Origin of the sequence: Serratia sp. ME47 (assembly GCF_903970925.1) — a bacterium.
Taxonomy (GTDB): Bacteria; Pseudomonadota; Gammaproteobacteria; order Enterobacterales; family Enterobacteriaceae; genus Serratia; species Serratia ureilytica.
Genome location: NZ_CAJCKE010000012.1, coordinates 133,714 through 148,116, shown reverse-complemented (window position 1 = coordinate 148,116; position 14,403 = coordinate 133,714). Strand labels below are relative to the sequence as shown.

The window sequence follows — 14,403 nt, the reverse complement described above, 5'->3', positions numbered from 1 at the left end:
GGGCTGCGTATATTACGCTTTTCACCCGGAGAGTCAAGCGTTTATTTCGCTTTCTTCTCGCTGACCCGGCGGCTTGTCAGTCGTTGTTCCCGGTCAGTGGAGGCGCATTATAGGGAGTTCTCGGCAGGCCGCAACCCCTAAATGCAAAAAACTTTTCAAGCGTTCAAATAATCACCAAAAACGACTTTTTAGGATATTTATTAGTCAAAAAATACCAGTTTTAGGGCAGTAATAGCGGCAACCCCTGTAAATAGGGACAAACGAAGATAAAGAAAAGGGAGCGGTCCCCCGCTCCCTTTCATCTTTATTATCCTTAATCGCCGTTATTGGCGGGCAACGATATGGTCGTTTTCCACATCCAACGTCACCAGCTTGCCAGGTAACAACTTGCCGGACAGGATTTGTTGTGCCAGCGGGTTCTCGATTTCCTGCTGAATAGCGCGTTTCAACGGGCGTGCGCCATATACAGGGTCGTAGCCGGTTTTGCTTAACAGCGCCAGGGCCGGTTCGGTCATGGTCACTTCGTAACCGCGCTCTTCCAAACGCTTGTACAGACGCGACAACTGAATCTTGGCGATCGCGGCGATGTGTTTCTCGCCCAGCGGGTGGAACACCACCACTTCGTCGATACGGTTGATGAACTCCGGACGGAAGTGGTGACTCACCATCTCCATCACCGACTCCTTCATCTGCGCGTAGTTCATCTGACCGAAATGCTCCTGGATCAGATCGGAACCCAGGTTGGACGTCATGATCACCACGGTATTGCGGAAATCGACGGTGCGGCCTTGACCATCGGTCAGGCGGCCGTCATCCAACACCTGCAACAGAATATTGAACACGTCCGGGTGCGCTTTCTCGACTTCATCCAGCAGAATCACCGAATAAGGCCGGCGACGTACGGCTTCCGTCAGGTAGCCGCCTTCTTCATAACCGACATAGCCCGGAGGCGCGCCGACCAGACGCGAAACGGAGTGTTTCTCCATAAACTCGGACATATCGATACGCACCATGGCGTCGTCGCTGTCGAACAGGAACGAAGCCAGCGCCTTGCAAAGCTCGGTTTTCCCTACCCCGGTCGGACCGAGGAACAGGAACGAACCGATCGGTCGGTTAGGATCGGACAGCCCCGCACGGCTGCGGCGGATCGCATTGGAGACAGCGCTGACCGCTTCGTCCTGGCCAATCACTCGCGAATGCAGTTCTTGTTCCAGGCGCAGCAGCTTGTCGCGCTCGCCTTCCAGCATTCTTGCGACCGGGATCCCGGTCGCACGCGCCAGCACTTCGGCAATCTCCGCATCGGTCACCCGGTTGCGCAGCAGCTTCATGCTCTTGCCTTCGGCCTGCGTGGCGGCGGCGAGCTGTTTTTCCAGCTCAGGGATTTTGCCGTACTGCAGTTCCGACATCCGCCCCAGATCGCCGACGCGACGCGCCTGCTCCAGGGTGATTTTGGCCTGCTCGAGTTCAGCCTTGATATTCTGGGTGCCGGAGAGCGACGCTTTTTCCGCTTTCCACTCTTCTTCCAGCTCCGAGTATTCGCGCTCTTTCTGCCCCAGCTCATCGCTCAGCATGTCCAGGCGTTTCTTGCTGGCGTCGTCAGACTCTTTATTCAGCGCCTGCTGTTCCAGTTTCAATTGGATGATGCGACGCTCAAGCCTGTCGAGCGACTCCGGCTTGGAGTCCATCTGCATGCGAATGCTGGACGCCGCTTCGTCGATAAGGTCAATAGCCTTGTCCGGCAATTGACGATCGGCGATATAGCGGTGCGAAAGCGTTGCCGCCGCCACAATGGCCGGGTCGGTTATCTGCACGTGGTGGTGCAGTTCGTAACGCTCTTTCAGGCCGCGCAGAATAGCAATGGTGTCTTCCACGCTCGGCTCAGCCACATACACTTTCTGGAAACGACGTTCAAGCGCCGCATCCTTCTCTATATATTGACGGTATTCATCCAGCGTGGTGGCACCGACGCAGTGCAGCTCGCCGCGCGCCAGCGCCGGCTTCAGCATGTTGCCTGCGTCCATCGCGCCATCCGCCTTACCGGCGCCGACCATGGTGTGCAGTTCGTCGATAAACAGGATAACGCTGCCTTCCTGCTTGGCCAGATCGTTGAGCACGCCTTTCAGACGCTCTTCAAACTCGCCGCGATATTTGGCGCCGGCGATCAAGGCGCCCATATCGAGGGACAATACGCGCTTGTGCTTCAGCCCTTCCGGCACTTCGCCGTTAATGATGCGCTGCGCCAGGCCTTCGACGATGGCGGTTTTACCCACGCCAGGCTCGCCGATCAACACCGGGTTGTTTTTGGTACGGCGTTGCAGCACCTGAATGGTGCGACGGATCTCTTCGTCACGGCCGATCACCGGGTCAAGTTTGCCCTGCTCAGCACGTTCGGTCAGATCGATAGTGTATTTCTTCAATGCCTGCCGTTGGTCTTCGGCGCCTTGGTCTTCCACGCTGTCACCGCCTCTCATTTGTTCAATGGCTTTGCTGATTTTGTCGGCCGTCGCGCCGGCCGCTTTCAACAAGTCGGTCAACGAGCCGCGGTCTTCCAGCACCGCAAGCACAAACAGCTCGGAAGAAATGAATTTGTCCGCACGCTTTTGCGCCAGCTTGTCGCACAGGTTCAGAACGCGCACCAACTCGTGGGACGGTTGAACGTCACCACCGGTGCCTTCTACCTGCGGTAAACGGGACAGCGCCTGTTCGATCTCGGTGCGCACACGCCCGGCATCGATACCTGCGGAAGTTAATAGTGGACGAACCGTGCCCCCTTCCTGATTGAGCAGGGCGCTCATCAGATGTAGCGGTTCAATAAACTGGTTGTCGTGCCCAAGGGCTAGTGACTGGGCATCGGCGAGGGCAAGCTGGAATTTGTTGGTAAGACGATCCAGACGCATAACACCTCCAAGATGGGTCGAAATTGCTACTGGAGATTAAATGAGGTCATCCCTCAAATTTTCAAGGTTATCTCGACGCTAAATTTTCGGTACAACGCCATGCGTCGTTGGATCGTCCTAATTCAATAGGTTATATCAGCCAGATTAAACTTGCCAGACGTCCGGTTATTCCATCGCGTCGATAGGAGAAAAAATGGCTCATTTCGTTAACCGTACAGCGGTCGCCGCCATAAATGGCCTGAACGCCCGCACGCAACAAGCGTTGGCGAGCCAGCAAGTAGATATTAGCCAAAAATTTATCGCCGTGCGGGGTAAATGCCGCTGCGGCCTCAGCGTCTTCCGCCATGAAAGCGGCGCGCACCTCCGGCCCGACCTCGAACTGCTGCGGGCCGATCGCCGGCCCCAGCCAGGCGCTGATTTGGCCCGGTGCGGCGCTGAACGCCGCCACGGTTTGCTCCAGCACGCCGTGGCATAGCCCACGCCAACCGGCGTGAGCGGCTGCCACTTCGTCACCGTGCTGCGAGCAGAACAGCACCGGCAGACAATCCGCCGTCATCACTGCGCACACCTGACCCGGCACGTTACTGTACACCGCATCCGCCCGCAGATCGGCGGGCGCTTGTCCCGTCAACGTCACCACGCGGGTGCCGTGCACCTGCTCGAGCCATACCGGCATCTGCGGCAAGCCGGCGGCGGTAACCAACCGTTCCCGATTGCGCTTCACCGCTTGCGCCTCGTCACCCACGTGAGCGCCGAGGTTCAGCGAGTCATAAGGTGGCAGGCTGACGCCACCATCGCGCGTGGTGCTGCAAGCTTTAACGCCGGGAGGCAACGGCCAGTCGGGCAGAATGAGCGAGCGCATTACCAGTCCATCTGATCTTTGAATTCTTCGGTGTCCGCCTTCAGCGCGTTAATCAGATCAACCATGTCCTGCGGCAGCGGCGCATGCCACTCCATCTGGATGCCGCTGATCGGGTGATACAAACGCAGCATGGTAGCGTGCAGCGCCTGGCGGTCAAAGCCGCGCAGCGTGTTGATGAAGGCCTCCGAAGCGCCTTTCGGCGGACGCGGACGGCCGCCGTACAGCGGATCGCCCACCAGCGGATGGCTAATGTAAGCCATGTGCACGCGGATCTGGTGAGTACGGCCGGTTTCCAGACGCAGGCGCAGACGAGTGTGCGCGCGGAAGTGCTCCATAATGCGATAGTGCGTCACCGCCGGCTTACCCATCGGGTGCACCGCCATGTGAGTGCGCTTGGTGGAATGGCGCGCGATGGGTTCTTCTACCGTACCGCCTGCCGTCATGGTGCCGATCGCCACCGCTTCGTATTCACGGGTGATTTCGCGCGCCTGCAGCGCCTCCACCAGCCGGGTTTGCGCCGGCACGGTTTTCGCCACCACCATCAGGCCGGTGGTGTCTTTATCCAGACGGTGCACGATGCCGGCACGCGGCACGTCGGCGATTTCCGGGTAGTGATGCAGCAGCGCATTGAGCACCGTGCCGTCCGGGTTACCGGCGCCAGGGTGCACCACCAAATCGCGCGGCTTGTTGATCACCAGGATATCGCTGTCTTCATAGACGATATCCAGCGCGATATCCTGCGGCTCCCAACGCGCTTCTTCTTCTATCTGTGCATCGATGGCGACTGTCTCTCCGCCCAGCACCTTCTCTTTCGGTTTGTTTGACGTTTTGCCATTGACCTTCACCCGATCGCCCAGGATCCACTCTTTTATGCGAGATCGTGAATAATCAGGGAACAATTCAGCCAAAGCCTGATCTAAACGTTGTCCGAGTTGAGATTCGGCCACCGTTGCGGTGAGTTGTACTTGTTGTGCCATATGCAGCTTCTTCGTTAACGTTGGGTTTTCACGGCGATGCCGTTTAATATAATGTGCTATTGTACCTGGTCTTTGTCGGGAGCTTAACGGACAGTCTCCCGGAATAACACCCTGAGGATAATCAAAACGTCATGACGCGTATGAAATATCTGGTGGCGGCAGCCACGTTGAGCCTGGCGCTGGCAGGTTGCTCCACATCCAAGGATGCGGTTCCCGACAACCCGCCTTCGGAAATCTATGCTACCGCGCAGCAAAAACTGCAGGACGGTAACTTCAAGGGCGCTATTACGCAACTCGAAGCGTTAGATAACCGCTATCCTTTCGGGCCGTATTCCCAGCAGGTACAGCTGGATTTGATTTACGCCTACTATAAGGCTGCCGACTTGCCGATGGCTCAGGCATCCATCGATCGCTTCATGCGTCTGAACCCGACGCACCCGAACATCGATTACGTGATGTACATGCGCGGCCTGACCGACATGGCGCTTGATGACAGCGCGCTGCAGGGCTTCTTCGGGGTTGACCGTTCTGACCGCGATCCTCAGCACGCTCGCGCTGCGTTCCGCGACTTCAGCCAGTTGATTCAGCAATACCCGAACAGCCAATACGCGACCGACGCCAACAAGCGTTTGGTGTATCTGAAAGATCGTTTGGCCAAGTATGAGCTTTCGGTGGCGGAATACTACACTAAACGCGGTGCTTACGTCGCGGTCGTTAATCGCGCTGAGCAGATGTTGCGTGAATTCCCGGATACCAAAGCGACGCACGACGTGTTGCCGCTGATGGAAAATGCCTACAAGCAGCTGCAGCTGAACGGCCAGGCTGACAAAGTGGCCAAAGTGATCGCCGCCAACCCGCAATAAGCGCGCGTCGGCACCGGCAGAAAAACCAAACGGCAGCCAAGGCTGCCGTTTTCATTGGCGTCGACCTGGTTTTTACTGGAAAAATACACAAGTAAAAACACGGTGTTAGCTAGCGCTCCTCACCGGTCAACTCATCGATAATGCGCCATCCGGCGGCAACTCTCAAGCATTAGATAGCCAATTCAGATGCTGAATCACAGATTGAACTAACTTTGCAAAAAGTGACAAAAAATCGTGATTTACATCACGCATTTAAACAAAAAGCGGGGTATGCTGGATTCACCAAGACGGAAAGACAGAGAGGTAAGTTATATGACATTGAACATTACCAGCAAACAAATGGATATCACTCCCGCAATCCGCAATCACGTCGAAGACCGTCTCACCAAACTGGAAAAATGGCAGACCCAGCTGATTAACCCGCATATCGTCTTATCCAAAGAGCCGCAAGGGTTTGTCGCCGACGCTACCATTACTACGCCTAACGGCCCGCTGGTCGCCAGCGCCAAACATGATGACATGTATACCGCCGTTAACGAGCTGATCGCCAAACTGGAGCGCCAGTTGAACAAAGTGCAGCACAAAGGCGAAGCGCGCCGCTGCAATGCCAGCGTGAAAGACATTGTGCCGGAAGTCACGCAAGAGCAGGAATAACCGTCCGACAGCGATTGCCGCATCAAACGCGCCCAGGGGCGCGTTTTTTGTCGGGTATTTTTGTTGACGAGGTAAAAGCCAGCGGTTACTTTAAAACCTGTTCGCATTAACCTTAGGTAGACCATGCCACGCACACCGTTTTTCTTCGCATTCTTTTTTACCTTCCCCTGACTGGGAGGCGTTTCGTCGTGTGAGAAAGAATGCGAAGACGAACAACAAGGCCTCCTGGAAACAGGGGGCTTTTTTTATGGCTGTTTTACAACGAATAAGAACTGAAGGCGGAAGCTGATTATGACTGACAACCCGTTATTGGTGCTGCGCGAGCGCATCAGCGCACTGGACTTGAAACTGTTGGCCTTGCTGGCGGAACGCCGTGAGCTGGCGATCGAAGTCGGCAAGACCAAGCTGCACTCTCACCGCCCGATCCGTGACAAAGAGCGCGAACGCGATCTGCTGGATGCGCTGATCGCCGCCGCCAAGCCTTACGACCTGGACGGTTTCTACGTCACCCGCCTGTTCCAACTGATCATTGAAGACTCCGTTCTGACCCAGCAGGCGTTGTTGCAGCACCAGCTCAACCCCGTCAGCCAGCATTCCGCCCGCATCGCTTTCCTCGGCCCGAAAGGCTCTTATTCACATCTGGCGGCGCGCCAATACGCTGCCCGCCACTTCGATCGGCTGATCGAATGCGGCTGCCAGAAGTTTCAAGATATTTTCGCCCAGGTGGAAACCGGCCAGGCGGACTACGCAATTTTGCCGATCGAGAATACCAGTTCCGGTTCGATTAACGAGGTGTACGATCTGCTGCAGCACACCAGCCTGTCGATCGTCGGCGAACTGACCAACCCGATCGACCACTGTGTTCTGGTGGCCGGCGATAGCGACCTGAGCCAGATTGAAACCGTCTACAGCCATCCGCAGCCGTTCCAACAGTGCAGCCAGTTCCTTAACCGCTTCCCGCACTGGAAAATCGAGTACACCGAAAGCACCGCCGCGGCGATGGAGAAAGTCGCCAAGCTGAATTCGCCGAAGGTGGCGGCGCTGGGCAGCGAGGCCGGCGGCGCGTTGTACGGGCTGCAGGTGCTGGAACACAACCTCGCCAACCAGCAGCAGAACATCACTCGCTTCATCGTCCTGGCGCGCAAAGCGATCGACGTATCTGAACAGGTGCCGGCCAAAACCACGCTGATTATGGCAACCGGCCAGCAATCCGGCGCGTTGGTCGAAGCGCTGCTGGTTCTGCGCGACAACGGCATCATCATGACCAAACTGGAATCACGCCCGATCAACGGCAATCCGTGGGAAGAGATGTTTTATATCGATGTGCAAGCCAATCTGCGTGCCGACGCGATGCAAAAAGCGCTGCGCGATCTGGCGCCAATCACCCGCTCGCTGAAGGTACTGGGCTGTTACCCAAGCGACACCGTGGTGCCGGTCAACCCATCCTGAAACCATAAAAAAAGGTTCGGCCAAGCCGAACCCTTTACGTTTACCGCCCGCGTTTTACTGTCGGCTGTCGTTAGCCTGCCGCAACAGCGTGCGGCTCTCCACCAGGAAGCGTTGGGCGTAATCGCCGAACCAGTGCTCCACCTTGCGGAAACTGTCGATAAACGCCTGTTTGTCGCCATGCTCCAACAGCTTTATCGCCTCGCCGAAGCGCTGGTAGTAACGCTTAATCAGCGCCACGTTTTCTTCCGACGACATGATGATATCGGCGTAAAGTTGCGGATCCTGCGCAAACAGGCGGCCAACCATCGCCAGCTCCAACCGGTAGATCGGCGAGGAGAGCGCCAGCAACTGCTCCAGTTGCACGTTCTCTTCCGCCAGATGCAACCCGTAGGCGAAGGTGGCGAAGTGCCGCAGCGCCTGAATAAACGCCATGTTCTGATCGTGTTCGACCGCGCTGATGCGATGCAGCCGCGCGCCCCACACCTGCAGCTGCTCAAGCAACCATTGGTAAGCCTCCGGCTGGCGGCCGTCGCAGTAAACCACTACCTGCTTCGCCACGCTGCCCACGTCCGGGCCGAACATCGGGTGCAATCCCACCACAGGGCCGCTGTGCGCCGCCAACATCGCATGCAGCGGACGGTTCTTCACCGACGCCAAATCCACCAGAATACAGTCGGCAGGCAGCGTCGGCAGGCGGCTTATCACCTGCTCGGTCACATGGATCGGCACGCTGACGATCACCATGCCGGCGTCTGCCAGCAGCTGTTCCGCCTGCGGCCAATCTTCCTGATCCAATACCCTGACCTGATAACCCGACAGCGTCAGCAAGCGGTTGAACAGCCGGCCCATCTGGCCGTTGCCGCCGATGATGACGATCGGCCGCAGCTGCGGACACAGAGTTTTAAAGCCTTTATCATTCTCGCTGACGTACGATTCGCGCATCACGCGGCGCAAGACGTCCTCGATCAGATCCGGCGGCACCCCGAGGTTTTCCGCCTCCTGGCGACGCGAGGCCAGCATCGCGGCTTCGCGCTCCGGTACGTAAACCGGCAGGCCATGACGGCTTTTGACTTCGCCCACTTCCGCTACCAGATGCAGGCGTTTCGCCAGCAGATCCAGCAGCGCTTTATCCACCTCATCGATTTGATCGCGCAGCGCGGTCAGTTCTGCCACCATAACTTACTTTTCTCCCGTGCGGGCCGTCAGCGCAGCGCCGAGTTCCTGATGCATATGGCGCAACAGGGTTTCCGTACTCTCCCAGTTGATGCAGGCGTCGGTGACGGACACACCGTAACGCATGTCTGCACGCGGCTGTTCGGAAGACTGATTGCCCTCATGCAGATGGCTCTCCAGCATAATGCCGGTGATTGAGCGGTTACCCGCCTTGATCTGCTCCACCACGGACTCGGCAACCGCCGGCTGACGGCGATAGTCTTTATTCGAGTTGCCATGGCTGCAATCTATCATCAAGGACGGGTGGAGTCCCGCCTCAAGCATCTGTTTTTCACAGGCCGCAACGTGCTCAGCGCTGTAGTTCGGCGTTTTGCCGCCGCGCAGGATCACGTGCCCATCCGGGTTGCCCTGAGTCTGCAGCAGGCAAACCTGACCTGCCTGGTTAATGCCGACGAAGCGATGCGGCATGGCAGCGGCGCGCATGGCGTTGATGGCGGTGCCCAGGCTGCCGTCGGTGCCGTTTTTGAACCCGACCGGCATCGACAGGCCGGATGCCATTTCTCGGTGGGTCTGAGATTCGGTGGTACGCGCGCCGATCGCCGACCAGCTGAACAAATCGCCCAGGTACTGCGGGCTGTTCGGATCCAACGCTTCGGTAGCCAACGGCAAGCCCATGCCCACCAGATCCAGCAACAGGCGACGCGCGATATGCAAGCCTGCTTCAACGTCAAACGAACCGTCCATGTACGGATCGTTGATCAAACCTTTCCAGCCGACAGTGGTTCTGGGTTTTTCAAAGTAGACGCGCATAACGATATACAGCTGATCGCTCAAGTCAGCCGCCAGGGTTTTCAAACGACGGGCGTAGTCCAGCGCCGCATCCGGATCGTGGATCGAACAAGGCCCACACACCACCAACAGGCGATGATCGCGCCCCTGCAAAATGTTGGCGATGGTGTTACGCGCAGTGGCGATTTCATTTTCGTCGTCGGCGCTGAGCGGGAACTGGTTCTTCAGCTCCTCCGGCGTGATGAGAACCTGTTCTGCACTGATGTGTACGTTATTGAGCGCGTCTTTTTGCATGATGCTATTCCTGTCGTTTGGCGTTATGCGTTGAAATGGAACATTGAGCGTTTCAGGGGTCTACCCTAACACGATATGTAAAGTTTTCAATCCATTTTCTGTAAATAAAAGATTACCGTCATTATCTTGCTTAAAACACCTTTGAGTCAGGGTTGCGAAAATAGATTTAAACCAAACAAATACAATATATTAAACAATTAAACAGCCCATCATCACGCTGTAACCCCTCCTGCCTAACAAAGCCATTTATCGTAAACATATTTGTACATTATATTTTACAGCGAGGATGCACGCCCCATCTCGGCACCGGCGGCCGGGCGAAGCAGGATCAGCACGAAATGCCGTCGAAAGCGATGAATTTAAGTAGAAGAAAAGCGAATAAATGAGGGATAAAAATTAAAAACTTAAGCTAATGGCGGCTATTTTTGTCGCCGAAATGAACCGATATAATGTGACCGTCATCAACAATAATCACCCTTAACAACTGGATCCAAGATGCTCTCTTCCCGCGCTCGTCGCGCTTTTCCGCTGTATATTTGCTGCTTAACGACTTTCACCAGTGTTTCAGCCCTTGCCGACAATACGCTTTTCACCGCGATGGACGATCCGGCCACCGCCAAGAAACCGTTCGAAGGCAACGTGCAGGCGGGCTACAACGCCCAGTCCGGCAACTCGCAGAGTTCCACTCTGTTGGCCAACACCAACATGACCTGGTTCAACACCGACGCGGCGTACAGCCTGTGGGGGGCGGCCAACAACACCACCTCTTCCAACGTGCGCTCGTCCGAAAAGTATCAGGCCGGCGGCCGTACGCGCTATAACCTGACCGATCGCAACTACCTGTTCGGCCAGGCCAGCTGGCTGAGCGACCGTTTCAACGGTTACGACTCACGCTCCACGCTGACCAGCGGCTATGGCCGTCAAATCCTCAACGGGCCGCTCAGCGACCTGCGGGTGGAATTCGGTCCCGGCGTGCGCCATGACGAATACCATGGCGGCGGCCGCTCGACCAAAGGGCTGGCCTATGGCGCGGCCAACTATTCCTATCAGCTCACCGACAACACCAAGTTCATTCAGGGCGTCTCCGCACTGGCGAACGAAGAAACCACGCTGAACTCGGAAAGCGCGTTGAACGTGGCGATCAACGATCGCTTTTCACTGCGCGTAGCTTACACTGTGACCTACAACAGCAAGCCACCGGCCTCCGCGCCGAAGAACACCGACACGACAACCTCGGTCACGCTGGTCTACGGCCTGTAACCTGCCCGCCCATTATTTCTCGAAGCCCATCATCGATGGGCTTTTTTTATGCCTGCAGTCACCTTTTGCACAATCTGCTAAAAATATTCACCCCACCCATTGACGACTTTAGCAAATAGCTTAATACTGTATGCATATACAGTAATTATTATACGAGCCAGGAGCATGACGGATATCGATAGCGAGCTGCCACGCATCGATACCTTCGGATCCCGAGGTTCTGTAAACGAAGCGAGCATAAGCTATGGAGAAAATCACCTCATTCATCACCTATGCCATGGCGCTGTTCCTCGCCTGGCTGGGCAAACTGTCTCCGCAGGACATTGCTTTTTTAGTCGGCGCCGCAGTAGGCATCGGCACTTTCCTGGTGAACTGGTATTACCGACGTAAAAGCCTGCAGATCTTGAAGGCTATTGAGCGCAATGCGGCATCACGGAGGAAAATTTTCGATGAGTGCAATCGTTAAACGCTGCAGCGTCGCCGCCGTTTTAGCCATCGCCGTGTTGTTGCCGTCGTTCGGCGAGCTGCAAACCTCAGAAACCGGCCTCAGGCTGATCGCCGATCTCGAAGGTTGCCGACTGTCTCCTTACCAGTGCAACGCCGGGGTATGGACACAGGGCATTGGGCACACCGCCGGCGTCATCCCGGGCAAGGCGATAGATGAACGGAAAGCCGCTGTGGATTTGGTAGACGATGTTCGCCGCACCGAGCGCGGCATGGCCGCCTGTCTGCCGCAAACGCTCTCGCAAGAAACCTATGATGCGGTGATCGCCTTCGCCTTCAACGTGGGTATCAGCGCCGCCTGCCATTCCACGCTGGTCGCGCTGCTGCAGCAGGGTCAGTGGCAGCAGGCCTGCGATCAGTTGCCACGCTGGGTTTATGTAAATGGAAAGAAAAACAAGGGGCTGGAACAGCGACGCGCCATGGAACGTGCACTGTGCTTGCAAGGTATTGCCTCATCATGACGGGCTCGCTCGCCTAAGTAGTGATGCCACAACAATTTCACTTAATTTGTTCAAGGGGGTTCTTATGATGCACTGTCCATTATGCGGTCACGTGGCCCACACTCGCTCCAGCCGCTATCTGAGCGAGTCGACCAAAGAGCGTTACCATCAATGCCGCAACATCAATTGCAGCTGCACGTTCGCCACGCACGAATCCGTCGCGAGGGTGATCGTCAAACCTGGCGATGACATTATCCCGGCGCAGCCTCACCCGCCGGAGAGTCAGCAGAAACAAAGCGCCGCGGCGCTGTAATGCAAAAAGCCTGCTTATGCAGGCTTTATTAAGTTGGCGATGCGCAGATGAAATCTCGCAAATGCAACCTGTCGAGGTTTTAAGATAAAAAAAGGGGTTGGCATAGGCCAACCCCTGATAACTATTAACTTTTGGATGCAGCGTTAGTTAACGCGGTTCAGACGCTCTTTGATACGAGCAGCCTTACCAGTACGTTCACGCAGGTAGTACAGTTTAGCTTTACGAACGGCACCACGACGTTTAACAGTAATGCTGTCGATTACTGGGGAGTGAGTCTGGAATACGCGCTCAACACCTTCGCCGTTGGAAATCTTACGAACAGTGAATGCAGAGTGCAGACCGCGGTTACGGATAGCGATAACCACGCCCTCGAATGCCTGCAGACGTTTTTTGCTACCTTCAACGACCCATACCTTCACTTCCACGGAATCACCCGGACGGAATGCAGGTACGTCTTGTTTCATCTGCTCTTGTTCAAGTTGCTTAATAATGTTGCTCATAATATGTCTCTTACCCTAGGTAAACTGATATATCGGTCCCGTCTGATGTCAGACGTTTCCTTCATAGTCCTGTTGCCTGGTCTGATGTTCCCGTTGGAACTCAGCCAGCAACACCGCTTGCTCGTCAGTCAGAGCTAGGCTTTCTAGAAGTTCAGGTCTTCTAAGCCAGGTTCGGCCCAGCGACTGCTTTAAGCGCCAGCGACGTATCTCGGCATGGTTGCCCGACAGTAGAACCGGCGGTACTTCCATTCCTTCCAACACCTCGGGGCGGGTATAGTGCGGGCAGTCCAGCAATCCATCGGCGAAAGAGTCTTCCTCCGCTGAGGCCTGATGGCCCAGCACACCCGGTATGAAACGGGCGACTGAATCAATCAGGGTCATCGCCGGCAGTTCCCCGCCGCTGAGAACGTAATCGCCGATTGACCATTCTTCGTCAATTTCGGTTTGGATTACGCGCTCGTCTATCCCTTCGTAACGGCCGCACACCAGAATCATCTTCTGATTGGCCGCCAGTTCGCACACGCCGGTTTGATCCAGCTTGCGCCCCTGAGGTGACAGATAAATCACCTTTGCTCCCTCGCCTGCCGCTGCTTTCGCCGCATGAATGGCTTCCCGTAAAGGTTGCACCATCATCAGCATTCCCGGGCCACCGCCGTAAGGGCGATCGTCCACGGTACGATGCCGGTCGTAGGTGAAGTCGCGCGGACTCCAACACTGCACGCTCAGCAGGCCATTTTTTACTGCCCGGCCAGTCACCCCGTAATCGGTGATAGCGCGGAACATCTCAGGAAACAGGCTTACAATACCGATGAACACAAGCCAATCCCCTTACCGTTATTCCACTTGCTTCGACCGTTTGATCCGGGGGTCAAAAACCAGGATCCCAATCTGCCTCAATCACGCGGGCAGTGAGATCGACTTTCTTGATAACCTGCCCATGAAGAAACGGAATCAACCGCTCCTTCATGCCGAACGCATCTTTCAGGTTCGCTTTCACAACCATCACATCGTTCGAGCCGGTTTCCATCATATCGATGACTTTACCCAGCTCGTAGCCGGCGGTGGTGACTACCTGGCAGCCCATCAGGTCTTTCCAGTAGTAATCGTCACCCTCCAGCGGAGGAAGTTGCTCAGAATCCACCATAATCTCGCGATTGGTCAGCAGATTCGCCGCGTCCCGATCGTCAATGCCTTTGACTTTGATGATCAGATCCTGACTGTGGCGCTTCCAGTCTTCCAACTCGATATGCTGCCACTGACCCGCCTGCTGGATAAACCACGGCTGATAGTCAAAAATGCTTTCGGCGTTCTCGGTGGATGAAAACACTCTGAGCCAACCACGAATGCCGTAAGCGGACCCCATTTTACCGAGTACAATCGGCTGCTTAGGCGCTACCGGTTTGAGTTGCTTGCTCATTGCCACCACCG

General features: G+C 56.0%; 16 protein-coding genes and 1 other annotated feature. Of the genes, 8 read left to right on the top strand and 8 right to left on the bottom strand.

From position 1 onward, the window contains the following. Positions 1-323 precede the first annotated feature (323 nt). The 3 genes from clpB to rluD all read right to left on the bottom strand — a co-directional run bounded on the left by clpB (position 324) and on the right by rluD (position 4,736). Positions 324-2,897, bottom strand: coding sequence for an ATP-dependent chaperone ClpB (clpB, locus tag H7A77_RS14100; RefSeq protein ID WP_042783717.1), 2,574 nt, complete (start codon positions 2,895-2,897; stop codon positions 324-326). A gap of 130 nt (positions 2,898-3,027) precedes the next feature. Continuing rightward, positions 3,028-3,759: a purine nucleoside phosphorylase YfiH gene (gene yfiH / locus H7A77_RS14095; RefSeq protein WP_103101722.1), complete on the bottom strand. Its 732-nt coding sequence runs from the start codon at positions 3,757-3,759 to the stop codon at positions 3,028-3,030. Further along, positions 3,759-4,736, bottom strand: a complete 978-nt coding sequence (rluD, locus tag H7A77_RS14090) for a 23S rRNA pseudouridine(1911/1915/1917) synthase RluD (RefSeq protein WP_004932452.1) — start codon at positions 4,734-4,736, stop codon at positions 3,759-3,761. Before rluD ends, yfiH begins: the two co-directional genes overlap by 1 nt. A gap of 131 nt (positions 4,737-4,867) precedes the next feature. Here rluD and bamD point away from each other — a divergent pair, with 131 nt between their 5' ends. From bamD to pheA, 4 genes are all read left to right on the top strand, one after another. Beyond that, positions 4,868-5,599, top strand: a complete 732-nt coding sequence (gene bamD, locus H7A77_RS14085; RefSeq protein ID WP_004932456.1) for an outer membrane protein assembly factor BamD — start codon at positions 4,868-4,870, stop codon at positions 5,597-5,599. 312 nt (positions 5,600-5,911) lie between these two features. Further along, positions 5,912-6,253 (top strand): ribosome-associated translation inhibitor RaiA, encoded by a 342-nt coding sequence (gene raiA / locus H7A77_RS14080; protein WP_004932457.1) that lies wholly within the window; start codon positions 5,912-5,914, stop codon positions 6,251-6,253. Positions 6,254-6,375: 122 nt separating this feature from the next. After that, positions 6,376-6,502: a sequence feature (Phe leader region), on the top strand. Beyond that, entirely contained in the window at positions 6,377-6,424 is a 48-nt protein-coding gene (locus H7A77_RS14075; RefSeq protein WP_101428074.1) for a hypothetical protein, read from the top strand. Its footprint overlaps the feature before it by 48 nt. A gap of 42 nt (positions 6,503-6,544) precedes the next feature. After that, positions 6,545-7,702, top strand: a complete 1,158-nt coding sequence (pheA, locus tag H7A77_RS14070) for a bifunctional chorismate mutase/prephenate dehydratase (protein ID WP_033631828.1) — start codon at positions 6,545-6,547, stop codon at positions 7,700-7,702. Positions 7,703-7,756: 54 nt separating this feature from the next. Here pheA and tyrA read toward each other — a convergent pair whose 3' ends face one another. Both tyrA and H7A77_RS14060 read right to left on the bottom strand, forming a co-directional pair. Beyond that, the gene (gene tyrA, locus H7A77_RS14065; RefSeq protein WP_033641292.1) at positions 7,757-8,878 is read right to left on the bottom strand and encodes a bifunctional chorismate mutase/prephenate dehydrogenase; all 1,122 of its coding nucleotides are present in this window, start codon (positions 8,876-8,878) and stop codon (positions 7,757-7,759) included. A gap of 3 nt (positions 8,879-8,881) precedes the next feature. Then, the gene (locus H7A77_RS14060) at positions 8,882-9,958 is read right to left on the bottom strand and encodes a 3-deoxy-7-phosphoheptulonate synthase (RefSeq protein WP_016929016.1); all 1,077 of its coding nucleotides are present in this window, start codon (positions 9,956-9,958) and stop codon (positions 8,882-8,884) included. A gap of 495 nt (positions 9,959-10,453) precedes the next feature. Here H7A77_RS14060 and H7A77_RS14055 point away from each other — a divergent pair, with 495 nt between their 5' ends. The 4 genes from H7A77_RS14055 to H7A77_RS14040 all read left to right on the top strand — a co-directional run bounded on the left by H7A77_RS14055 (position 10,454) and on the right by H7A77_RS14040 (position 12,475). Next, a complete protein-coding gene (locus tag H7A77_RS14055) occupies positions 10,454-11,218 on the top strand; it encodes a YdiY family protein (protein WP_033641933.1) in 765 nt (254 codons plus the stop codon). 244 nt (positions 11,219-11,462) lie between these two features. Next, positions 11,463-11,684, top strand: coding sequence for a holin (locus H7A77_RS14050; protein ID WP_033652732.1), 222 nt, complete (start codon positions 11,463-11,465; stop codon positions 11,682-11,684). Beyond that, on the top strand, positions 11,668-12,183 hold the full coding sequence (locus H7A77_RS14045) for a lysozyme (RefSeq protein ID WP_072626768.1): 516 nt from the start codon (positions 11,668-11,670) through the stop codon (positions 12,181-12,183). The genes H7A77_RS14050 and H7A77_RS14045 overlap by 17 nt, the downstream gene beginning before the upstream one ends. 64 nt (positions 12,184-12,247) lie before the next feature. Continuing rightward, on the top strand, positions 12,248-12,475 hold the full coding sequence (locus tag H7A77_RS14040; RefSeq protein WP_033641912.1) for an ogr/Delta-like zinc finger family protein: 228 nt from the start codon (positions 12,248-12,250) through the stop codon (positions 12,473-12,475). Between the two features lie 143 nt (positions 12,476-12,618). Here H7A77_RS14040 and rplS read toward each other — a convergent pair whose 3' ends face one another. The 3 genes from rplS to rimM are packed head-to-tail and all read right to left on the bottom strand — an operon-like array spanning position 12,619 to position 14,392. Then, positions 12,619-12,975, bottom strand: coding sequence for a 50S ribosomal protein L19 (gene rplS, locus H7A77_RS14035; RefSeq protein WP_015376707.1), 357 nt, complete (start codon positions 12,973-12,975; stop codon positions 12,619-12,621). Between the two features lie 48 nt (positions 12,976-13,023). Then, positions 13,024-13,791, bottom strand: coding sequence for a tRNA (guanosine(37)-N1)-methyltransferase TrmD (gene trmD / locus H7A77_RS14030; RefSeq protein WP_033641911.1), 768 nt, complete (start codon positions 13,789-13,791; stop codon positions 13,024-13,026). A gap of 52 nt (positions 13,792-13,843) precedes the next feature. Further along, entirely contained in the window at positions 13,844-14,392 is a 549-nt protein-coding gene (rimM, locus tag H7A77_RS14025; RefSeq protein ID WP_019455135.1) for a ribosome maturation factor RimM, read from the bottom strand. Positions 14,393-14,403 lie beyond the last annotated feature (11 nt).